The sequence below is a fragment of the Psychrobacter sp. PL19 genome (assembly GCF_017875835.1).
Classification (GTDB): Bacteria; Pseudomonadota; Gammaproteobacteria; order Pseudomonadales; family Moraxellaceae; genus Psychrobacter.
Genome location: NZ_JAGING010000001.1, coordinates 2,736,576 through 2,759,251, shown reverse-complemented (window position 1 = coordinate 2,759,251; position 22,676 = coordinate 2,736,576). Strand labels below are relative to the sequence as shown.

Sequence of the window (22,676 nt, the reverse complement as noted above, 5' to 3'; positions counted from 1 at the left end):
TTTTAAAGGAAATTGACTATACCGCATCTGCCTCTCCAAATTAATTATATTTGAATTTATTTAGGCTTTGCATTTCCACGATTTGATCCTGACGAATTGTTTGATCCGTTCTTAGTTGGCCAGTTTCCGCCGTTGCCTTGGTTCGAAGTTGGCTTTGCTTGTGTAGACTTACTCATGGTGTAGCTCCTATTTTTATATGCCTTTAGTGGCATGAGTATAGTCTCAAATACTTGAGCGACTGCCCACTGGGTTAGTGCCGAGAAAATTTTTATTTTTAAGTCGTAGACAAATTTTTAATTGGATAAGTGCTTAATGGTTACAAAACATAGTAGTGAAAAATATACGTGGATGCCTGCGTTTGAGGCAATTGCTAATTGGATAGTTGATTACGAGAATAATCAGGAAAGACTATTAGATATACTCAGAAGGAACGGAATCAGTATTTCGAGAAAGTCTACGAACGAAATTGGTTTTCAAGCAGTAAGTATGATGGATCCCTTTACGTTTTTTTTATTAATCACAAGAAGCCAATCGATACATAATCTGTTAGTGGATCTTTTTCATATAATGCGTTCAGATGCTATTACTCCTGCAGATTATGATGGTATTCCACTTTTTAAAGATTGTAAAAAGTACGTTTTTCCAGAAGACCCTAAACTGCATACATCTGAAATAGGAGATGTTTTATGGAAGCTATTTCATCAAGCTAGAGCGTCGAATATACAAGCTGAAACCTTTAAGCAAGCCTTAGCTATACCCGACACAGGATTTGTTTTAATTACGCTTTGCCTTTACCTTGTTTGTCCTAGTAGTTACCTTCCTATAGATAGTCATGTGAGGCGTTGGCTAGTCCATCATGAAGTTGAGATCCCGAGTTTTAACTGGAAAGACTATAAACGTACGCTAGATAGAGTAAAAGAAATTTCTAACAAACCTTTTTGTCAAATATATGATGAAGCATCTACAGAGAATCTTGTAAATGGAATTAATATTATGATGAGTAGTAATCACTCTGAAGAAACTATGATAGTGGCTCCAAGTCTAAGTCGCATATTATATGGTCCTCCGGGGACGGGTAAGACCTACCACACTACAGAACTTGCTGTACAGTGCGTTGCTTCCGATTGGTATTATGAATTGAATAATGAATACCTAGATGAGCCAGAGAGAAGAGAGCTTATAAAAGCTAAGTATGATGAGTTAACGGCAAAAGGACGTATTGCTTTCACAACATTCCATCAAAGTTTTTCTTATGAGGATTTCGTTGAAGGAATTAGACCTGTAGTTGTAGAAGGAAACGATAATAATTCAAACATTAGCTATGAAGTGGTTGATGGTATTTTCAAGCAATTATGTACTAATGCTATAACAACAGAACAGACGGGCTCTACGCAAACAGTCAATATTGAAGGTAAGAATATATGGAAGCTTTCTTTAGGAAATACTAATATCTCCGATGAGAATGAGATATTTAATGAATGCATTGATAACAATTATGTGCTTCTAGGTTGGGGTGATGACATCGACTTTTCCAACTGTAGTAATCGTAGAGAAGTGGTTGCAAAGATAGAGCAATCGCATAACATTTCTTTAGCTGATGATCCTAATAATTATAAAGCTACAGCTGTTAATATTTTCAAAAATGCAGTTAGTATTGGCGACCTAGTAATCATATCTGATGGCAACCATAAATTTCGTGCTATTGCTGAGATTACAGACGACTATGAATTTTTAGACACGAAAGAGCGTTATGGATTTCAGCAATTAAGAAAAGTTAAGTGGCTGCGTATATATAGCCCGAGTCTTCCAAAAGAACGTTTATTTGATAAGTCATTGTCTCAAATGGCTATTTACCAGTTACGTGACACAACCATTGATCGAGAAAAATTAAAACAATTGCTTACTCCAGAACCTACTACCAATTCTAGAGAGTTACCATATTTGATTATTATTGATGAAATTAACCGCGGAAACATATCTCGTATCTTCGGTGAGCTTATTACATTACTTGAGCCTGATAAGCGTAAAGGTGGTACAGATGCGCGCGAAGTTATACTGCCTTACTCAAAATTACCGTTCTCAGTGCCCTCAAATCTTTACGTACTAGGGACTATGAATACCGCTGATAAATCACTCGCACAGCTGGATTTAGCATTACGTCGCCGTTTTGATTTTATTGAGCTACTACCTAAACCTGAACTATTAGAAGGTGTAGAAGTATACGATATAGAAATCGCTGATTTATTGAAAGTAATCAATCAGCGTATTGAAGTACTTTTAGATCGTGAACACACTATAGGTCACTCATACTTTTGGTCGTTAAAAGACTTGAATACAGATGACGAAAAAGAAATTGAATTAGGCAATATTTTCAAGAGACGGATTATCCCGTTACTGCAAGAATACTTCTTTTCAGATTGGGAGCGTATTGGCTGGGTATTGAATGATCCTAGCAAACATAACTCAGAACAATTTATTCAAACTGGGAATATATCTCCAGCAATTAGTGAATTGTTTGATAGTAGTATCAACGGTTTAAATGATCGTCGCTACCATATCAATGAGACTGCTTTTAACAACCCTGAATCCTATAAGAAAATATTAACCCAGCCTAAGTCTAAATCTTCGGATAGCGAAGCATGATTCAAGTCAGAGAATATGCTCAGCTGACTACCGATCGGACAGCATTCCCCAGCTTAGACTTAGCTATCATCGAACAAGAAACTTTCAATTGGCTAGTGGAGTTAAGTGAAAAAGAGAGCTATGGGCGGTTTATTACTTATAAGCGTCCACAATACTTGAAGCTTCACTCTTATGTAGGTTATTTAGAAAGTCCTTGCGGCGAAGGTATTGAGATACTACCAAAGACAGGATTAGGTGCTCAAGAGCCGGACAAGAGCAGAGCTGTCTTATGCAAAATGCTAAGATCCACTTTAAACCTATCTCATAAAGAGGCTCAGTCTGCCAGTCTCAATCGAATGAACTTACCTATTCATGAGTGGATATACTATCAGTTTTTATATCTGTTAAAGGAGTTGGTAGCGTCTGGGCTCAGATTTGATTATCAAAGAATCGAAGAAGAAAGTAGATTTATTCGTGGCCAGCTTGATATTGCAGTTCAACAAAGACAGACGGTTGGCCGAGCTCATCTTTTTCATATTCGTCATGACGTCTATCATCCAAATCGACTTGAGAATCAATTAATTAAAACGGCATTGGATTACGTACAGCAGCACTGTAGGAGTTCTGAGAACTGGCGACTGGCTAATGAGCTATCACATATCTTAGACCCTATAACGAGTCTTAGAGAGCCTCTAAACTCAATGCCCAAATGGTCAGACATCAAAATATTGCAATCCTACCGAGCGATAAAGCCATGGTGCCAACTAATACTTGAAAAGCTTAATCCAAACTTTCAAAAGGGAGATCACCGGGGTATTGCATTGTTATTCCCAATGGAAATTTTGTTCGAGAAGTATGTGGCAAACTGCCTACGACAAGATATCAAAGCACCATGGCAACTAACAACACAAGCTTCTAGTAAGCACATGGTGAGTGACCAAGAAGGTTTAAAAACGCGCTTTCAGTTAAAGCCTGATTTATTAATTAGTAAAGAAAGAAAAAATTACCATATACTCGATACCAAATGGAAGTTAATAAACTTAAGCAGCAATGATAACGACTACAATATTAGCCAGTCAGATATTTATCAGTTGTTTGCTTATGGTCATAAGTATTTAGATGGGAGTGGAGACATGATGCTTATTTATCCTAAGCATCATCAGTTCGAAATACCTTTGGAGTGTTTTTATTTAGCAGAAAAATTGAGGTTGTGGGCAATACCATTTTGTATTGAAACTGACAAATTGGTTATCGGTGAATGGGTAGAAAGGTTTCCGTCTTTACCTCAAACTTAGTTTGAGGCTAATCCTTTAATCTCCTGAACTTATCGATAAGCATAAAACTTAGGGATCATTTACCGTCAGCAACTTTTAATAACCTTGGTCACAAAATGGTCACCGTTTGGTCACCGAGCACTTGGTCACCGATTTTCAAAAGGTAAAGTACATGCACGCAGACTTATAGAGAATACATTGTTAAAGAGTAGATTGCTTCTTAGGGATTAATAAAGACAGAATAACTAACCCTTACGGATAAAGACTTTAAGGAGAATTACAGACACAAAAAAACCTCAAGTAAACTAATACTTGAGGCGAAACTTGCTTAAACTCGAAAGTTTAAATTCGTTTTAAATGTGGCGCAGCGGACGGGACTCGAACCCGCGACCCCCGGCGTGACAGGCCGGTATTCTAACCAACTGAACTACCGCTGCTTAGGTCGTTTTAGCATGTTTTAACACTTGCTAAGAAGTGGTGGGTGATGACGGGTTCGAACCGCCGACATTCTGCGTGTAAGGCAGACGCTCTACCAACTGAGCTAATCACCCTGAGAAGCGTTAAAAAATTGCATTGCAATTTTAGCTTCGCAAGTGAAATTCTTTAAATAGAATTTCCTAGAGGCTTTGCTATCTAAAGATGTCACACTCTAGAATCATAAAACATCTAACAACCTAGAACTGTTTAAAGCCCCTTGCCGTGGGTGTGTATTATATACATTTACATCTGCCTGTCAAATATTATTTGATATATTTTATACCGTGCTTATTATTAGCGCATGAGACTTAGAGAGAACCAGGTGCACATAATATAGTATAACTGTATAGTTACCTGTTATGTAGTGGTCAAAAACCACTATACTTATAGCGTTTTAGTGATTATGGTTACATTGAACGGTTACATTGAACGGTTACATTGAATGGTTATATTAAATTAGTTTTGATTAAATTAGTTGATGGAGGCGCACATAATCGCTTTAGCTGCTGAACAACCACTTGCACCCTGGTCATGGGCCGATTTTGCAGGATATGGTCTGATTTTACACATTATTCTTATGGTGGTGCTGACCTTGCGTATTGTCTCGGTGCAGCGCAACATCGGGGTAGCGATTGCATGGATAGCGATTTTGTATACGCTGCCTTTGTTTGGACTGATTGCTTATATCTTGGTTGGTGAACCAATGGTTGGGCGCCGCTATCGTCAACGCATGGATCAGGCGCGGCTGCTTATGAACGAAATGGCAGAGCGTGAGCGTTTGATTTTTGATCAAGGTAAGGAGTTACTCCCTGAGCATTATCGGGGTGTTAGTCAAATTGGCACTCGCTGGACGGGGTTTGGCGTTTTTTCAGATCATCAAATGCAGCTACTGACGCACCCTAGTGCTATTTTTAAACGTTTGATCGACGATATTGACGCCGCACAACGTAGTGTTTTGATGGAGTTTTATATCATCTATCCTAAGGGACGGATATTAGACGTGCTACAAGCGTTGATAGCCGCCGCCAAGCGCGGGATAGAATGTCATATTCTTATAGACAGCGTGGGTAGTTTTAGCTTTTTTAATAGTGCTGAGCATAAGGATTTAGAACGTGCTGGCGTCTTTGTGCACCAGTCATTACCAGTGGGATTGTTTAAGACCTTGTTTAAGCGTTCTGATTTGCGCAATCACCGTAAAATCGTAGTCATTGATGAATATATTGGTTATATCGGCAGTTTTAACTTAGTAGATCCTAAGTTTTTTAAGCAAGACAAAGATATTGGTCAATGGATCGATGTGGCTATACGTAGTTTTAGCCAGCAGCCGATCAATATCGCTACTGCGATGGCCAAGGTCGTGATTACCGATATTGGTGCTGAAAGTAGTGACAACTTAGATGCGTTGCATCAACGTGTGAACAGCTATACCCGTAAATTGTATGTGCGACATCCCACTATTAACGATATGAACAGTCGCGTAAAGGTGCTAGAGAACGCCGCAGACCATATCGAACAACCTAGCGCAGGGGCAATGTCAATTGTGATTCCGCAGATGCCGGTGGTAGAAGGGGTGATAGCACAGTTGATTCCCTCAGCGCCACAAGTGACTGCGCATGTCATTTATAATACTTTAGTGACTATTATACATCGCGCTAATAAACGTATACGGATCACCACACCATATTTCGTCCCTGATGAAGCGCTATCAGGGGCATTGGTGACGGCGGCTAAGCGCGGGGTTGAAGTAACCATAATTATTCCCGAAAAGGTTGATTCGTTTTTAGTACAGCATGCTTCGCAGGCCTATTATCAAGAGCTGCTAGAAGCGGGGGTGACTATCGCCTTGTTTAAAGGTGGATTATTACATGCCAAAACAGTGATCATCGATGATGATTATTGTCTATTTGGCACAGTCAATATTGATATGCGCAGTTTTTATTTAAATATGGAAGTCAGTATGGCGATTTATACGCCAGAAATGGTCGCACAAGTCGCTGACTGTCAGGAAACCTACTTACAAAGCTGTCGTTTTTTAGAGCTAGATGAATGGCAGCAGCGCCGTGATTACGAGCGTTTATTCGATAATGTAGTACGCCTGTTTAGTCCCTTATTATAACTGCTTATATTGTAGGTACTTATATTGTAGGCGCTTAGATTTTAGGTTAAGGTGAGCCATTAAGATTTTATTATTGTCGTTATTGACTTATTATGGCCACCGCAGCCTGATTTTATGAAAGGATACGCCTGCCTCATGCCTGCTATGTCTGTTTCTCCCTTAACACCTCTTGATTATATCGCAGAAGGTTACTGGCAAGACTTCTTAGCGAGTCGCCCTATTGCTGGTGGTATTGCTTATAAAGTAGAGTTGCACAACTGTCAATTAGATGGGTCGTTAATAAGTTTACAGCGTATAGATACGCTACTATCACAAATACGCCGTGACCTGGTTAAGTCCGACACTTGGAACGAGACCACAATATTAGCGGATGAGCGTTATCGTAATTTGCTGGTGTTTTTGGCATTTTATGCGGGACGAGTATTAGCACGGCAATGGCAAAATCCGCCGCATTGGTATGGTCAGTTTGAGCTGCGTACCCACTATCCTGAGTTGCTATTGACAGTCGATGACTTTTATCAACACATGGCCGTGTTGTATAATGAGGTATCTGCGACTGCTGCTGCCCATGATACAAAGAGTAGCGGGAACGAAGATAGTAATCGCGTCAACCACAATGAGCACGCACGCGCGTCTGTGTTTTTCGTCTTAGAGCCAATAGGATTGCGTCTATTTGGTCACATTGATCGACAGTTCAGGGCTGTACAAGGCGGACAAGTCGCTAACGGCTTATATCAGGCAGTTAGCGCACGGCTACCGAACATTATTGCTGAACCTACAGCGGCACGTTTGCAAGCAAATAACGCTTTAAATTCAAGCGCCACTATCAGTCCAAACGCCACTCAATCTGTGACAGCTACCCAGCGGGTAAATGATGATCTTCTTCCTGAAATAGGCGCCAAAGAGGCTCTTGCTGTTTCTCATAAAGCGACTGATAAAACGGCTCCTAACATTGGTTTTGAAACCACAACCACTATAATTGATACAAGGTTAAACAATCTTGCTAGCGATACTCTCAAACCAATAGTTAGCCTAGCTGATAGTAGATCTACAATTTCGACGACTACTCCTTTGACGAATGATGATTCATCTTCAGCATTACCCAAAGCAAAAGTACCTTCAACTGCATCGCCAACGCCTGAAATTTTTATCCAATTGCTCATAGAGCTGGACGAGATTGAGGTGGTACAGACCGCGGGTGATGCTGAGTATCAAAGAGCCTGTAAAGTACTTGATCAGTTTGAGCGTCATATTGCTAAACAGAACAAACCGCGTGCCCAAGTCGTTTTTTTAGAGTCTCATCAAGCGGCAAAGCAGCATGCTCTTAAAATGCTGCAAAACGCCGCGACCCTTGGTAATACCACTGCTATGATACGGCTGGCTATGTATGAACTATTAGACGAAGGTTTGCTAGCCGACCACTCAGTAGATGCAGCGATTAGTAAAGACACCACTACTGGCGAAGCGGCTGGGGTTGATTGGATTAAGCAGGCGGCTAATGAAAAAGATATTCGGGCTCAGCGTCTATTAAGTAAAATCTATTATCAAGGGATAGGTGTGCCGCAGGATATAAATAATGGAAAGTATTGGCTAGAACAAGCGGCAGAGAATGGTCATGTAGAAGCCGCTAGTTTGGTCGGTCAATGGCAACAAGCGCAAGCGTTGATAACGACACGCCAGCAAGAACAGCACAGTATTAAGCGTTATCAATTATTGATTGGAGTGATTGTAGTGGTCGCATTGTTGTTAATCATTTTCGTCTAAAGAGCTGTGTTTTAATAGTTTAAATAGCATCGCTTAAAAGATTATGGATAAGCGTTACCGGCAGGTAGAATGGGCGTATTTCTTGACAGGATAGCTTTTAGCTAGATATCCTCTATTGTTTTATTATGGTTCTATCAATATCACTTCATCACTATCTCATCAATTATTAATATGGGCGTTCTCATGCCATCTTTTCCTGTGCCACCGCATAAACCAGTGTCTGAATCTGAGTTGCTTACGGCTGCAGATCAGCCAATTGGCCAGACTACGAAAAGCATGTCTGCACCACTGACTATGCGCACGCCTAGCACGCCACCTTGGTATTATCGCTTTATCATTAGCTTAATAAAACCCTTATATCGCATGCAGGTTTGGCATCGCTCGCATAATCGCGATAATTATCAGCAAGAAGTGGCGCAGCGCTTTGGTAAAGATTATCCACCGCGACCGACAGCTGGTTTTGATTATATCAATGCTACTGATATCAATAATACTGATATTAGCAGTGCTGATACTAGCAGTACTGATGTTAGCAGTGCTGATGTTAATAAAGTCGGTCTAAATCAGACAGTAATTTGGTGTCATGCGGTATCGTTGGGTGAGACCAATACCGTTGCGCCCTTGTTGGACGCTTTATTAGCGCATGGTTATCAGATTTGGCTGACCAACACGACGCAGACTGGTTTTGCTCGTGGCGCGAGCCGTTTTGCAGATGATATTGCTCAAGGGCGACTGAGTCACAGTTATGTACCGGTGGACAGTCCAGCAGTGATTGAGACCTTTTTGGCACATGTGCAGCCAGTGGCTGCTTTATTTGTGGAAACCGAGTTATGGGCAAATATTTTGGCCAAGCTTGCTGGGCATCATATTCCCAGCATACTAGTTAATGGCCGGCTGTCAGCATCGTCTTTTACCCGCTATCAAAAAATTAGTGCGGTAAGTCGTAGCATGATGCAGAACCTGACTTTAATCATCGCGCAAGATGATGAATCTGCTCAGCGCTTTTGTCAGCTAGGCGCCTATCGTACACAAATTCGGGTCGCCGGCTCCCTTAAATGGGTCATTAACACCCCTAAACGTGAAGCAAAAATTAATCATATAAATGACGATAATGCCATTGCAGAGAAGCAAACGGAGAAGCCAGCAGATAAGCAAAAAGGTGCTGTTGAGAGTAATATCAAAAATGGTATTAGTACTGAGTTGGGAAAATCAAATCGTCCCATTTGGGTTGCTGCAAGTACCCATAGCGGTGAAGAAGAGGCCGCGCTATCATTACAGCAGCAGATATTATCAATACCCGCACTTGCTGACACCTTATTAATTATCGTACCCAGACATCCTGAACGCTTCGACGAGGTAGCAGACCTGATCAAAAAGTCAGGGTTAGGTATGGCGCGCCGTAGTATTAACGAAGCTATTAGCACACAGACGCAAGTTTATCTGGCCGATAGTATGGGTGAGCTCATGCAGTGGTATACGCTAGCTGATGTGGCACTGGTCGGTGGCTCATTGGTTGCTGTCGGGGGGCATAACCCTGTTGAGCCGTCGAGTGTGGGCACGCCGGTATTGATGGGCCCCTATACCCAGTCTTGTCAAAGCGTGGTAGATAAGCTGGCGGGTGTGGGTGCGTTATATCAGCCAGATAACCATTTTTATCAGCCTCTTGTTATTGATGAACAGATAACCGATGGACAGACAGTCAAGCAACATAAGTCCGAAGAAAAAACTCCGCAGTTTTCTCCTAAACCAGCATTAATTGCTGATACCACACTAATTTATGAGCAACTGCAGCTTTGGCTTAGTAATCCGCAGCTGGCGACATTGGCAGGGCAGGCAGGTGAGCAGTTAACCCTACAGCAGCAATCAGTACTGACTCGTCAGCTGACTATGATTGAAGAGGTTGTGAAGCAATTTAATAGTAATAAGGCTTAGGTTTTATTCATACCGTTTAACCACTAGATCTTTTGCATAAGTCGTCGCTAACCCTTGAAATTTCGTTAGTGGGAGTCAATAAAAATGAAATGGCACTTTTGCAAGGAGTCTACGACAATACTCGCTTTCTCTTATCCCTAACAATCATTACTTTATCGGTATCTAAAATGGGTACTTAACATTAGTACCTGATATGGGTACTTAACATTAGTACCTGATATGGGTATCTAACGCTCATCATTCCTCCTAATTACTAACATTAATTACTAACATTAATTACTAATACTAAGCGACTTGCTGTATGAACTGTATTTTATTGCCAGCTGCTAATTTTTCGCTAGCAAACGCATTGATTGATGCCCCCGAGCAAATTGAACATATTAATAAAATATTAGGTGCGCAAGTGGGCGATACACTAAAAATTGGACAGCTTGGTGGTCATCTTGGCACCGCAATCATTGATGAAATGACGTCTGAGCAGATTCAGCTTGGCAATGTACAACTGTCCCTTGCCCCGCCGCCCAAGCTTGAGGTCACTGTGGTGCTAGCATTACCGCGCCCCAAAGTATTACGGCGTCTCATTATGGATATGACCGCGCTTGGCGTGCGTGATATTGTACTGATTAATAGTTATCGGACTCAAAAAAGCTATTGGCAGAGTCCACTATTAGCGCGTCTTGATGAGTTCGTATTAGAAGGCTTGCAACAAGGCGTTGATACTATTGCCCCGCGTATCACTCTACAAAAACGCTTTAAACCTTTTGTTGAAGACCAGCTGGCAAGTTTAATCACTAACCGCGCTATTGTGGCACACCCTTATAGTGAGCTGTCGTTAGGACAATATCTACAGCAACACTCTGCGTACTATTCTGCGCTTCAACCTCAAAGCTCATTACCAAGCGTGGTCTGTATTGGGGCAGAAGGCGGCTGGATTGATTACGAGATCGAGTTACTTGCTGGGCAAGGTTGCCAAGCGGTTAATATCGGTCGGCGAGTACTGCGGACCGAGGCGGCTGTAAATGCACTTCTTGGTCAGTGGTTGTTATGAGATTCAGGTCGAAATGTTACTATTAAATACGAGTTTTATGAGTGTTTTTGAGTCAACAAAAATATTCAGATTAGACGTCCATACAAATGTATTGATAATTAGTCTCATTTCGATTAGTATGTTGATTCTAGATATTATCCGGTTATAAGTCTTGATGGCGTGTCGTTTATAATATCGTTTTCCCTTACTTATTTGTGTTATTACTATGGAGAAACCCATGTCCTTGAATGCGGTCAGCGCACGTTTACCTTCTACCAAGCTTACTTTATCGGTTGCTGTATTTAGCATGATGTTAGGGTTGGTAGGGTGTAATAAAGCGTCTACCCCTGAACAGGATACCGATGCTGAAACCACAGCACCGGTTGCTGAGCAAGGTGTTGCTACTGATAGCGCTGCTACTGATGATGGACAGGTAGTTACTATCTATTCATCACGTAATGAGCAGTTGATCCAGCCGTTACTGGATAAATATACTGAAGAGACTGGGGTAAAAATTGAGCTAGTGACTGATAAGACCGGTCCACTAATGGCACGTTTACAAGCTGAAGGTAAAAACACCCCAGCGGATATGTTATTGACTGTTGATGCCGGTAATTTATGGCAAGCAGCACAACAAGGCTTGCTACAACCTGTATCTTCTACTGTTCTAGAGACTAACGTTCCAGCTAAATACCGTGATCCAAAAGGTCAGTGGACAGGTTTGTCGTTACGTGCACGTACTATTTTTTATGATCCAAGCAAAGTTGACGCTACTCAGTTGTCTACTTACGCAGATCTTGCCGATCCAAAATGGAAAGGTAAGCTGTGTTTACGTACCTCGAAAGCTGTCTATAATCAGTCATTGGTTGCTAGCATGATTGAAAACTTAGGCGAGGAAAAAACTGAACAAGTTATCCGTGGCTGGGTTGATAACTTAGCCACTGATGTGTTCAGTGATGACACCAGCATGTTAGAAGCTATCGCTGCTGGCCAGTGTGAAGTGGGCCTAGCCAACAGTTATTATTATGGCCGTATCCTTGATGAGAAGCCTAACTTCCCTGTGAAAATATTCTGGGCAAACCAAGACACGACTGGTACGCATGTAAACATCTCTGGTGCTGGTGTGATAGCAAATTCAGACAATCCAGATGGTGCTCTCAAGTTGATGGAATGGTTGTCATCTGACAAAGCCCAAGGTGTTTATGCCAGCGCCGATAAAGAATATCCGGTAAAAGAAGGTATCGATGAGTCAGAGCTGCTTAGATCATGGGGTGAGTTTAAACAAGACGCTATTAATGTACAAAAGTTTGGCTCGTTGCAGACCCAAGCGATTAAAATGATGGATAAAGCCGGTTATAAATAACGACCGATAAGTCAGTTTGTATGGTCTTTATGCGTCTGAAATGGTAATAATTCTATGATAACACTAATTCTATGATGACAATGCCCAAAGCGTCCGATCGTCAAGACGACACTGCCAATGATAATAATGTTGGCAGTGATAATAACCATCAGGCTGTCAGCCAAGATCATGCTGTTCGCAAACGTATCACCTCAAAATCAGTCTTAGGACTGATTTCGTTGTTTATGCTGATACCTATTTTAGTAGTGCTACTGTCGTGGACCCAGCCTGTAGCGGATATCTGGACCCACATGCGTGAGTATGTCCTGCCGCAAGTACTCAAGAATACGGCTATTTTATTGTTAATGGTCACCACCATTTCTGGTACTATCGGTACGGCGTTGGCATGGGTGACGAGCATGTATCGTTTTCCTGGTCAGCGGTTTTTTTCTTGGGCGCTGATGCTACCGCTTGCGATGCCGGCTTACGTACTGGCTTTCGTCACGGTAGGCATTGTCGACTTTAGTGGCCCTTTGCAGACCGCACTTCGTGATTTGGGCATTAGTACCGCCATACCATCAGTACGTAACGTCTGGGGCGCAGGTTTGGTCTTGTCGTTGGCCTTTTATCCTTATGTGTATTTGCTCGCTCGCCAAGCGTTTTTATCGCAAGGTCGGCGTGCGATTGAAGCCGGCCAAATGCTAGGACTGAGCCGCAGTCGTATATTTTTTCGTTTGGCCTTGCCGCAAGCATTGCCTTGGGTGATTGGCGGGTTATTGCTAGCCAGCATGGAGACCCTTGCTGACTTTGGTGCTGTGTCTGTATTTAACGTCGATACCTTTACCACAGCTATTTATAAGGCGTGGTTTGGCTTTTTTAGCTTGACCACTGCGGCTCAGTTGGCGGCTCTGTTAATTGGGGTGATATTTATCGTAGTACTGTTTGAGCAATATTGGCAAGCACGGCGCGGTAACGCGGTCACTCAAGGCAGTAACCGCCGTTTTGATGCCAGTACTCCAGCCAAAATTGCCATGATGCTATTGTGTACTACGATGTTTTTAATTGCTTTTTTAATACCATTCTTGCAGCTGCTTTATTGGACAGCGATGAACTTTCGGCAAGATTTTGATGCACGCTATATTGATTTTGTCGCAAACAGCCTAATCATTGCTAGTATGACCACGCTTTTTATTGCCTTTTTAGCGATTATTATCGCGTGGGTCAAGCGTCAGTATCCGGATAAAACCACTAAGCTACTGACTACTTTAGCTAATTTAGGTTATGTGGTACCGGGGACCGTATTGGCTGTCGGGGTTTTTATACCTATTGCTTGGGTTGATAATCAGCTGATTGCCTTCGGTATTACCTCGCATCAGGTACTGTCAGGTAGTGTCATTGTCATGCTGCTGGCTTTATCGACACGATTTATGACCGTCAGCTTTCAACCGGTAGACCGGCAACTACAGCGTCTAACTGTCAATCAGGAAGCCGCTGCTAAATTACTCAGTGATAGTCCGTTACAACGTTGGCGACAAGTGGTATTGCCTGTGCTTAGTCCTGGAGTGTTGACTGCACTATTGATGGGCTTTGTTGAGGTTATGAAAGAAATGCCCATTACCTTGATGACCCGTCGGCAGGGTTGGGATACGTTAGCAGTACGGGTATTTGAGATGACCAGTGAAGGGATGTGGGCGCGCGCTGCACTGCCGAGCTTATTGATTGTGTTGGTCGGGCTGCTTCCAGTCTGGATATTGTTGCGCCAGAGTGACAAAACAGGTTAACTTGCTCTCTTATAAACTGATAAAAAATAGCATAGACTATTATCTGAGTATGATTACTTTAAGTGCTTTGTCTGACCAATTGTTATTTTAATGCTTTGTCACACTGTGCTATTTTTACCGTTTCTCTCATTCATCGCTTCTTATTTATCGCCTAATGGTACCGTCTATGTATACTGACTTGACTAACGATTCGACAGACCAATTATCCCCAAAGTCAACCAAGACCAAGGCGCGACTTAATATTTTTGAGAAAACCACCCGGTCTATAAAGCTGCAAACTAAAAACAATCATATGGATAACAATCAAGAGTCTAGAGAAGATAGCCATAAAGCAAACATCGCTGATAAGCCCTATTTTAGCGTGCAGAATTTAGTCGTTGGTTATGACAATATTACGGTCGTTGATGGGCTGTCTTTAACCTTGCAGCAAGGGGAAATTGGTTGCTTTTTAGGGTATAGCGGTTGTGGCAAGACTACCGCGTTACGCGCTATTGCCGGTTTAGAACCTACCCGTCTTGGGATAATTGGCCTAAACAACCAGCGTTTGACTGAGCAAGCTGCTCGTACCTCATTTGCGGTCGCGCCGGCCAAGCGTGGAATGGGTATGGTGTTCCAAGACTATGCCTTATTTGGCCATTTAAGCGTCGCAAAAAATATCGCTTTTGGCCTTAATAAATGGTCGGCAGCTGACAAAAAAGCGCGGGTTGCTGAGATGTTGAGTCTGGTTGAGCTGACAGAGCATGCTGACAAACGGCCCACCGAACTTTCAGGTGGCCAGCAGCAGCGGGTAGCATTAGCACGCGCATTAGCACCGAAGCCTAAGTTACTATTACTTGACGAGCCATTTTCTAATTTAGATGTGGTGCTACGTGAATCATTGGCTATGAGCGTTCGCGATATTCTTAAGCGTACCAACACTACCGCAATTTTAGTCACTCATGACCAAAACGAGGCCTTTGCCTTAGCGGATAAGGTTGGGGTTATGCACCAAGGCAAACTGGTACAGTGGGCGACTCCAACTGAGCTATATCATGAGCCCGTCAGCCCATTTGTCGCCGAGTTCGTGGGTGAAGGCGCCATGATAGATGGGGTCATTAAAGAAGGTCATGTCGAGACTGCGCTAGGCGATATTTACCGGCGTATGGAAGTATATGATGATAGAGGGCAGCCACGATATTGCGAGTATGATTATCCCAATGGCACATTAATAAAGGTATTGGTGCGTCCTGATGATATTATTCATGACGATGACAGCACCCAAACTGCACTGGTAGTTGGTCGAGTATTTCGCGGCGCAAACTATCTGTATCGCTTGCAGTTGGACGATGGCCAGACAGTATTGTCTTTGGTTTCCAGCCATCATAACCATCCGGTTGGCACACGTATTGGTATTTTACCGATGCTTAAACATGTGGTGGTCTTCGATGAAAAAAATATCAACGCTACAACCTGGTCAGATTATCATATGTCATAAACCGATGTTGAAAGGCCTTACGATATTTGGTGACATCTATTAGAATTAGGTCTCACGAGTCGCTAATATATGTAAATAGCGCCCCAACCATTTATAGGGCTCTTGCTGTGAGTAGCGTAACTCCATCCGTATCACTGCTTCAGGATCGGTATTGCCCCCGCGTTTTAGTGGCGTATAGTCATGAAATACGCGCAGTCCGCTGGTAAGCATGGTTTGATAATGATGCGCTTGTAGCCATGATTCTACTTGCTGCTTGGCTACCGGATAGTTTGGGGTCAAGCTTTTCTCGTTGTCTGCTTTGTAAGACGGGCTGTCGAGTAGATTAAAATTACCCATAATAAGATTGCGATAATCAAAGCTCGCTGGATTATAAAAGCATAACGACAGTGCGCCATTATCGGTCAGCTGAGCATCAAAGAAGTCCATGATCGCTGCTGGTTCTGCCAGCCATTCCAGCAAAGCATGACATAGAATTAAATCAAACTTGTCTGATTTATCAATGCTCGCTTTATCAATACCATTACTATCAAGGTGACCATTGTCAATACTTAGCGTCGCCTCAAGCTGTTGATAAGGGCAGACCACCCAGGTCACAGCACCAAAAACCTTCTCATCAAAAACCTTCTCATCAAAAACATTGTTATTGGCAACAGCCTGTTGTTTTTCAAAACTGGCTTTGGCCTTATTAAGCATGTTTTCTGAGATATCATTGACCACCACGCTATGACCTTGCAGGGCAAGATCGATGGCTATTTGTGCAAGACCTGCACCGACATCTAAAATACGTAGCGGACGTGCAAGCATTTTAGTCAGCTTATCAGCATATTCGAAGATATCACGACGTAGCACTGCTAGCCGAATCTCACCTTTTAAGCCACCATACACCTTCTTTTCAAAATGATCGGCGATGGTATCAAAGCTGCGATCGCTTCTGATTTCATTAGTTTCATTAGATGTTGTTAATTCTGCAGTGTGACTGTTATCGGTAGCTAAGGCATTAGCTATTGGGTTATTGCTGTCTTTATTATCATTTTGCATAAGAGTTTACGATATCTTTACTATGGTGTTCACGGGGAGGTTGTTTAAACGGCACTGCACTAGCGCCGTCTATTAATAACCCATTTAAAGATCAGTTTGGATAAGGTAATGATTACAAACACCACCGCAACAAATACCCAAATACCAGAGCCTTGCAAGTTGGCTTTATAGACTTGCGCCAAATAGGCGGATAGTCCCATAGCAACTAGGAGCGAACCCCAGCGCACAAACGGTAAGGCCTTGTTATTATGATTGGGAAAACCGGTGGCGTAATCGCTAGAAAAGCTATACAACACCATCGCCAAGATCCAAACGATAGCCAAAACAATGTCCATAAAAATAAACGCCTATATATTGAGTGGCCGTATTTTGCGTGCGATATAGTCAACACCTATATTAAACTGTACCTAGTGTAGCGGGTAGAAATATTTTGTCTACAATAACTGAAAGTTTCATGAAGTAAGTGGCTCTTGAAACTATTCTATTGTCACTATTAAAGGTAATGAACGAAGCATTGTTTACTACATTGTTTACTATAGGGTATCAAAGTTAGTTTTAAAACATCACTCTCTAAAAATCAGTCTCTAAAAATCAGCCTCTAAACATCGGCTTCCATCGGCGGCTTACTCTATCGGCGGCTTATATTGTGCAATGCTAGATATTTGTACATTTCGTAGTAGCTATTAGTAACATCTTAGATGTATGAGCAGTAAGGTACCAGACACAAATCTGCCTCTTATCAACTGCTTAAAATGTAGAAACTCCCTTTTGATTGCTGCTAAGGATAGCGCCAGTAATTGATAACGTTCAAGACAGGTTTGCTGCTACATTAGCCGCCGTTAAAAGTGAGGCTAACGCAGATGCTAGAGCGGCGAATATAACTGATCTGATACTGTTAGCACAAGTCGAAGGAGCTGCAGTATTGGCTGTCTACCATGGCGGTCTACTATGGCGGTCTTGTCAGCACCGCTTGTACGCAAGCAACCCGTGAATATTTTGACCAACACTTTATCAATGTAGCTAAAACATCCTAAGACAGCCAAATTCAATAATCTATAGCTAAATAAATAACGAAATAAAAACTTATGCCAGCAGTAGGCTATGTATCGATATTGCCTTTCATTGACTATAGCGCTTGCTTTTACTATAGCACCGATAACTCAAGCACAGGCCCAAAATACGCCTTGCTCTGGAAAAATAGGCGGGGTAGCACACTGCTCAAAAGATGGCAAGTTTGTCTGCAAAAATGGTAAGACCAGTCAATCTAAAAAAGTCTGCCATTAATATTATTTTAGGAGTAGCGTTATAAATGCCCCATTTATAGAGCCTAATAAATAATACGAATTACTCGCTATAAATGACCTGTTCCTCCATGGGTTAATAGCACTCAAATGCCCCTAAATAGGCAAATTTGTGCTAAAATAGCTTCTTTTATTTACCATTAAAACTATCGCCATTTTCCTAGATTTTTGTACGGTTTGTAGTTCTTTATCTATAGTTTATATTTACGTTATATATCTAAATAACAGCGGCACATCTCTGCGGCTCATTTTACGTATAGCTGAATATGACTATCAGTAAACTATCAATGATGCAAATGCTAGAGAATGGATGTGAGTGAGGGAGTGTATATGAGCGAATCGGTCAGTCCTATTGGCATCGTCGATGAATTAAAACAATCCTATTTGGATTATGCGATGAGCGTGATTGTCTCGCGTGCGCTGCCGGATGTGCGTGATGGGTTCAAGCCAGTACACCGTCGCGTGATGTATGCGATGCACGTGCTATCTAATGACTACAACAAAGCCTATAAGAAATCGGCACGTGTGGTCGGTGATGTCATTGGTAAATATCACCCCCATGGCGATAGTGCTGTATATGATGCGATTGTGCGTATGGCGCAGGACTTTAGCTTGCGCTACCCCATGATTGATGGTCAAGGTAACTTTGGCTCGATTGATGATGATCCACCTGCTGCCATGCGTTATACCGAAGTACGCATGACTAAGCTGACCCATCAAATGCTTGCGGATCTGGATAAAGATACTGTCGACTGGGAAGACAACTACGATGGTTCTGAGCGTATGCCTAGCGTTATGCCGGCACGGGTCCCAAACCTATTAGTCAACGGCGCAACTGGTATCGCAGTCGGTATGGCGACCAATATGGCACCACATAACCTCACCGAAGTGATTAATGCCTGTTTGGCCTATGCCAACAATCCGCAAATTTCTGCTGAAGAGCTGATGACCCATATCTCAGGTCCTGACTTTCCTACAGGCGGAATCATCTACGGTCGTGCGGGTATTTTAGATGCCTATCGCACCGGTAAAGGTCGTCTGCATATACGTGGGCGCTACATTATCGAGGCGATGGCTGATACTGGTGTCAACCGCGATCGTGAACGTATCGTATTCACTGAAGTGCCTTATCAGGCCAATAAAGCCAAGCTGATTGAGCGTATTGCTGAATTGGTTCGTGATAAGAAAATCGAAGGTATTAGCGAGATTCGCGACGAGTCTGATAAAGACGGTATGCGTATTGCTATTGATCTGCGTCGTGGTGAAACGGCTGAAGTTATCGTTAATAACTTATTTTTGCAAACGCCACTCGAATCAAGCTTCAGTATCAACATGGTGGCGCTAGACAACGGCCAGCCGAAGCTATTGACCTTGCGTCAACTAATTGCTGCTTTTGTACGCCATCGTCAAGAAGTCGTGACTCGCCGTACTATCTATGAGCTGAATAAAGCTCGGGTCCGTGGTCACCTGCTCGAAGGTTTGACGGTCGCGCTGGCCAATATCGACGAGATTATTGCAGAAATCAAAGTGTCTGCTAGCCGTGGTATGGCACGTGAGAACTTACTTAATAACACTTGGGGATCAGGTAGCGTCCAAGCGATGCTCACTGCTGCAGGTAGCCAATCAGTACGTCCTGATTTCATCGAAGGTGAAGATCCAAAAGCACCGTTTGGTTTAATTAGTGATAGTGCTGAAGGTGCCGAAAGCTATCGCTTGTCATTAGATCAGGTCAATGCAATTTTAGAGATGCAATTGCATCGTTTGACCGGTCTCGAGCAAGATAAGCTGACGGAAGAGTATCAAGACTTATTACGCGAAATTGCTAATTTAGAATCTATCCTAGGCGATTTTGATAAGCTTATGACCATTATCTCTAATGAGATGATTGAAATTCGTGAAAATTTCGGTGATGAGCGCCGTACTGACATTATTGATTCGCGTACTGATTTTAGCCGTGAAGATCTTATTCCTGAGCAAACGGTGGTGATGACGGTTTCTCGCACTGGCTATGCAAAGACCCAACCAATTCACGATTATGTGGCACAAAAACGTGGGGGTAAAGGCAAGTCCGCCACTGCGATGAAAGAAGATGATGTCATTGATCATCTAGTCGTTACCTCAACCCACGCGACGGTACTGTGTTTCACTGACACTGGCCGCGTATTTAGTTTGCGCGGTTTTGAAGTACCGATTGCCAGTCGCGGTGCACGTGGTCGTCCATTAGTGAATCTCATTGGACTTAATAATGATGAGACGGTAACCACTATTTTACCGATACCGCAAACCACTGATGAAGTGACCGGTCATTTCGTGTTCTTTGCTACTGCCAATGGTACCGTCAAGCGGGTAGAGCTTGAGCAGTTTGCCAGTATTCGGTCTAACGGTCTGATAGCAGTTGGTCTAGAAGATGGCGACAAGCTAGTCAGTGCCCGTATTACTGATGGCTCGCAAGACGTCATGTTATTTGCTTCAAGTGGTAAGGCCATTCGCTTCGATGAAAATGATGCCCGCTCTATGGGACGTACTGCTAAGGGTGTTCGCGGTATGCGTCTAACTAATGATGAGTTTATTAAGTCGTTAGTGGTCATCGAAGATGATGTCCAAGAAATCTTGATTGCTTGTGAAAATGGCTTTGGCAAACGTACCTCCATCGAAGAGTTTAATAAGCAAGGGCGTGGCGGCGGCGGTGTCATCGCTATCAAAACCAGTGCGCGTAATGGCGCTTTGGTACGCGCGACTAAGGTTGATCCTGAAGACGATATTATCCTAATATCTGATAAAGGTACTCTGGTGCGTACGCCAGTTGAGCATGTCGCCACTTCTGGTCGTAATACTCAGGGTGTCACCTTAATTCGCCTATCAAAAGACGAGAAACTGGTCGCTATGGCGTGTGTTGAGCATGAAGAAGACGACAATGAGTTAGTCGATGCGCTCAGAGAAGATGGGGTCTTTGCGGTAGAAGGTCAGGAGCAAATGGACGTAGATGCTGCGACTGATCGTACGGTCACAACTGATATTACCGATTCTGTTGATATCGCCAATGACTATACTTCAGATAAAGAGGCTTTAGATGAAGAGGTTTTAGATGAAGAGGCTTCGGACGGTGATATTAGTTTAGACGACGATACTGATTTGGACAACGACGCTGAATAAGTATTGAAATGAGTTGTTTGGCAGACTGAATCAGTAGAATTATTGCTTATTCGGTCTGCATTTGACATAATATTGACATGTAATATTAGTATCATAAAGTAATACCGGTTGTCTTAGCCTGGTTCAATTGGCTAATGACATAAAGAAAGGAAGCCTCCGACGTTCGCGTCTGAGGCTTTTGTTTTTTTCTGATAAACCATTATTGATTTACCCTACTTATAAAGGCTGTTTTTTAAAAACTATTTTTTCAAGGCTGTTGTAATGCTAACTACCAACCAGACTGTGCAAGGAACCGCTGCGGCGTCGACTGCCAACTTTTTATTCTCATTACTGTTCTTGTTTGGGCTCTTTTTGCACCCATTATCGGGTACCCAAGTGGCGTCATGGCGTGTGGTAATGATGTTGTTTAGTCTGGTGTTATTGGTGAGTCTAATAAAGCAGTGGCAGCATGTTTTTGATTATCTAAAGACTTTAAAAACTTCCAAAGAATGGCTGCTATTTATATTACCCACCCCGATTTTAGGGGGGCAAATTTGGCTGTTTATGTGGGGACCAGTGAATGGTTTAGGCCTCGATGTGACCTTGGGTTATTTCTTATACCCATTAGTAATGATACTGGTTGGTCGCTTCTTTTATCATGAGTATGTCAGTAAATTGCAGTGGCTGGCCACTCTATGTGCAGCGGTTGGTATCGCTTATGAAGTGTGGCAATTTGGGTCACTATCGTGGGCAACCCTGTTTGTGTGCTTGGGTTATCCGCCTTATTATCTATTGCGGCGCAAGTTAGCAGTTCCACCTATTACCGGCTTACTGTCGGATTTAACGTTACTATTACCCTTAGTTTTAGTGGCGCTTTATACCAGTGGCGGTTTTGATTTGGCGGTATCGACCAGTAAGTTATGGTATCTGTTACCGTTATTGGGTATTATCAGTACGGCGGCGATGTCATTGACCATGATTGCCAGTCGTAAGCTGCCAGTCTCGCTATTTGGTACCTTATCTTATCTTGAACCTATCTTTTTACTTGTTTTTTCTTTAACGTTTTTGAATCAAAGTATCGAAGAGGCTGGTTCGTTATTCATGTACGCGATGATTTTTGTCGCGCTATTTATCATGATTATGGACAGCACGCTTGGCTACTTAGCGCGCCGCCGTGACAACCGTTTGCAGGGTTACAACGAACCACAAATTAACAGCTTTCCACCGCGCCGCCGCATAAAGAATCGCCGTATCAAAGGCGTACTGGTTGCGCATCGCTTTCGAAAAATTAGACGTTATCAACAAAAAATCGATAAAATGGCTCGTAAAATCAACCAACTACATTCAAAGTAAATAGTTCTTAAATTATACGATGACTAGTGCTAAGCGATATAAC

At 42.6% G+C, this 22,676-nt stretch carries 13 protein-coding genes and 2 tRNA genes; 11 read left to right on the top strand and 4 right to left on the bottom strand.

Going from position 1 to position 22,676, the window contains the following annotated elements; all coding sequences use genetic code 11:
• The first annotated feature begins 312 nt into the window (after window positions 1-312).
• Both H4W00_RS10860 and H4W00_RS10855 read left to right on the top strand, forming a co-directional pair.
• Window positions 313-2,643, top strand: a complete 2,331-nt coding sequence (locus tag H4W00_RS10860) for an AAA family ATPase (protein WP_334684956.1) — start codon at window positions 313-315, stop codon at window positions 2,641-2,643.
• On the top strand, window positions 2,640-3,917 hold the full coding sequence (locus tag H4W00_RS10855) for an McrC family protein (protein ID WP_209958133.1): 1,278 nt from the start codon (window positions 2,640-2,642) through the stop codon (window positions 3,915-3,917). The genes H4W00_RS10860 and H4W00_RS10855 overlap by 4 nt, the downstream gene beginning before the upstream one ends.
• Before the next feature lie 339 nt (window positions 3,918-4,256).
• Here the strand turns inward: H4W00_RS10855 and H4W00_RS10850 are convergent.
• Together H4W00_RS10850 and H4W00_RS10845 are read right to left on the bottom strand one after the other, a co-directional pair.
• Window positions 4,257-4,333: transfer RNA gene (locus H4W00_RS10850), tRNA-Asp, on the bottom strand.
• Between the two features lie 38 nt (window positions 4,334-4,371).
• A tRNA-Val gene (locus H4W00_RS10845) sits at window positions 4,372-4,447 on the bottom strand.
• Window positions 4,448-4,851: 404 nt separating this feature from the next.
• Here H4W00_RS10845 and H4W00_RS10840 point away from each other — a divergent pair.
• From H4W00_RS10840 to H4W00_RS10810, 7 genes are all read left to right on the top strand, one after another.
• Window positions 4,852-6,489 (top strand): cardiolipin synthase, encoded by a 1,638-nt coding sequence (locus tag H4W00_RS10840; protein WP_209958132.1) that lies wholly within the window; start codon window positions 4,852-4,854, stop codon window positions 6,487-6,489.
• A 135-nt stretch (window positions 6,490-6,624) separates the two neighbouring features.
• Complete coding sequence (locus tag H4W00_RS10835) at window positions 6,625-8,253, top strand: tetratricopeptide repeat protein (RefSeq protein ID WP_334684955.1); 1,629 nt, start codon at window positions 6,625-6,627, stop codon at window positions 8,251-8,253.
• A 276-nt stretch (window positions 8,254-8,529) separates the two neighbouring features.
• Window positions 8,530-10,185, top strand: coding sequence for a 3-deoxy-D-manno-octulosonic acid transferase (locus tag H4W00_RS10830; protein ID WP_442966471.1), 1,656 nt, complete (start codon window positions 8,530-8,532; stop codon window positions 10,183-10,185).
• 301 nt (window positions 10,186-10,486) lie between these two features.
• Entirely contained in the window at window positions 10,487-11,233 is a 747-nt protein-coding gene (locus H4W00_RS10825) for a 16S rRNA (uracil(1498)-N(3))-methyltransferase (protein ID WP_209958128.1), read from the top strand.
• A 217-nt stretch (window positions 11,234-11,450) separates the two neighbouring features.
• Window positions 11,451-12,575: an extracellular solute-binding protein gene (locus H4W00_RS10820; protein WP_209958125.1), complete on the top strand. Its 1,125-nt coding sequence runs from the start codon at window positions 11,451-11,453 to the stop codon at window positions 12,573-12,575.
• A gap of 71 nt (window positions 12,576-12,646) precedes the next feature.
• Entirely contained in the window at window positions 12,647-14,335 is a 1,689-nt protein-coding gene (locus H4W00_RS10815) for an ABC transporter permease (RefSeq protein ID WP_209958122.1), read from the top strand.
• 292 nt (window positions 14,336-14,627) lie between these two features.
• A complete protein-coding gene (locus tag H4W00_RS10810) occupies window positions 14,628-15,809 on the top strand; it encodes an ABC transporter ATP-binding protein (protein ID WP_442966470.1) in 1,182 nt (393 codons plus the stop codon).
• A gap of 45 nt (window positions 15,810-15,854) precedes the next feature.
• On the opposite strand, the gene H4W00_RS10805 is transcribed toward H4W00_RS10810, so the two are convergent.
• Together H4W00_RS10805 and H4W00_RS10800 are read right to left on the bottom strand one after the other, a co-directional pair.
• On the bottom strand, window positions 15,855-16,847 hold the full coding sequence (locus H4W00_RS10805) for a methyltransferase (RefSeq protein ID WP_209958117.1): 993 nt from the start codon (window positions 16,845-16,847) through the stop codon (window positions 15,855-15,857).
• A gap of 59 nt (window positions 16,848-16,906) precedes the next feature.
• Window positions 16,907-17,182, bottom strand: a complete 276-nt coding sequence (locus H4W00_RS10800; protein ID WP_209958115.1) for a hypothetical protein — start codon at window positions 17,180-17,182, stop codon at window positions 16,907-16,909.
• 1,296 nt (window positions 17,183-18,478) lie between these two features.
• On the opposite strand from H4W00_RS10800, the gene gyrA reads away from it, so the two are divergent.
• Window positions 18,479-21,301 carry a DNA gyrase subunit A gene (gyrA, locus tag H4W00_RS10795; protein ID WP_334684954.1) on the top strand — a complete coding sequence of 941 codons (2,823 nt, stop codon included), beginning with the start codon at window positions 18,479-18,481 and terminating at the stop codon, window positions 21,299-21,301.
• Window positions 21,302-21,562: 261 nt separating this feature from the next.
• On the top strand, window positions 21,563-22,633 hold the full coding sequence (rarD, locus tag H4W00_RS10790; RefSeq protein WP_209958112.1) for an EamA family transporter RarD: 1,071 nt from the start codon (window positions 21,563-21,565) through the stop codon (window positions 22,631-22,633).
• Window positions 22,634-22,676 lie beyond the last annotated feature (43 nt).

Coding starts and splice junctions, on each gene's coding strand:
- H4W00_RS10820 (WP_209958125.1), top strand. CDS start 11,451: ATGTCCTTGAATGCGGTCAGCGCACGTTTACCTTCTACCAAGCTTACT.
- H4W00_RS10840 (WP_209958132.1), top strand. CDS start 4,852: ATGGAGGCGCACATAATCGCTTTAGCTGCTGAACAACCACTTGCACCC.
- H4W00_RS10860 (WP_334684956.1), top strand. CDS start 313: ATGGTTACAAAACATAGTAGTGAAAAATATACGTGGATGCCTGCGTTT.
- H4W00_RS10835 (WP_334684955.1), top strand. CDS start 6,625: ATGCCTGCTATGTCTGTTTCTCCCTTAACACCTCTTGATTATATCGCA.
- rarD (WP_209958112.1), top strand. CDS start 21,563: ATGCTAACTACCAACCAGACTGTGCAAGGAACCGCTGCGGCGTCGACT.
- H4W00_RS10810 (WP_442966470.1), top strand. CDS start 14,628: ATGGATAACAATCAAGAGTCTAGAGAAGATAGCCATAAAGCAAACATC.
- H4W00_RS10800 (WP_209958115.1), bottom strand. CDS start 17,182: ATGGACATTGTTTTGGCTATCGTTTGGATCTTGGCGATGGTGTTGTAT.
- H4W00_RS10830 (WP_442966471.1), top strand. CDS start 8,530: ATGTCTGCACCACTGACTATGCGCACGCCTAGCACGCCACCTTGGTAT.
- H4W00_RS10855 (WP_209958133.1), top strand. CDS start 2,640: ATGATTCAAGTCAGAGAATATGCTCAGCTGACTACCGATCGGACAGCA.
- H4W00_RS10825 (WP_209958128.1), top strand. CDS start 10,487: ATGAACTGTATTTTATTGCCAGCTGCTAATTTTTCGCTAGCAAACGCA.
- H4W00_RS10805 (WP_209958117.1), bottom strand. CDS start 16,847: ATGCAAAATGATAATAAAGACAGCAATAACCCAATAGCTAATGCCTTA.
- gyrA (WP_334684954.1), top strand. CDS start 18,479: ATGAGCGAATCGGTCAGTCCTATTGGCATCGTCGATGAATTAAAACAA.
- H4W00_RS10815 (WP_209958122.1), top strand. CDS start 12,647: ATGATGACAATGCCCAAAGCGTCCGATCGTCAAGACGACACTGCCAAT.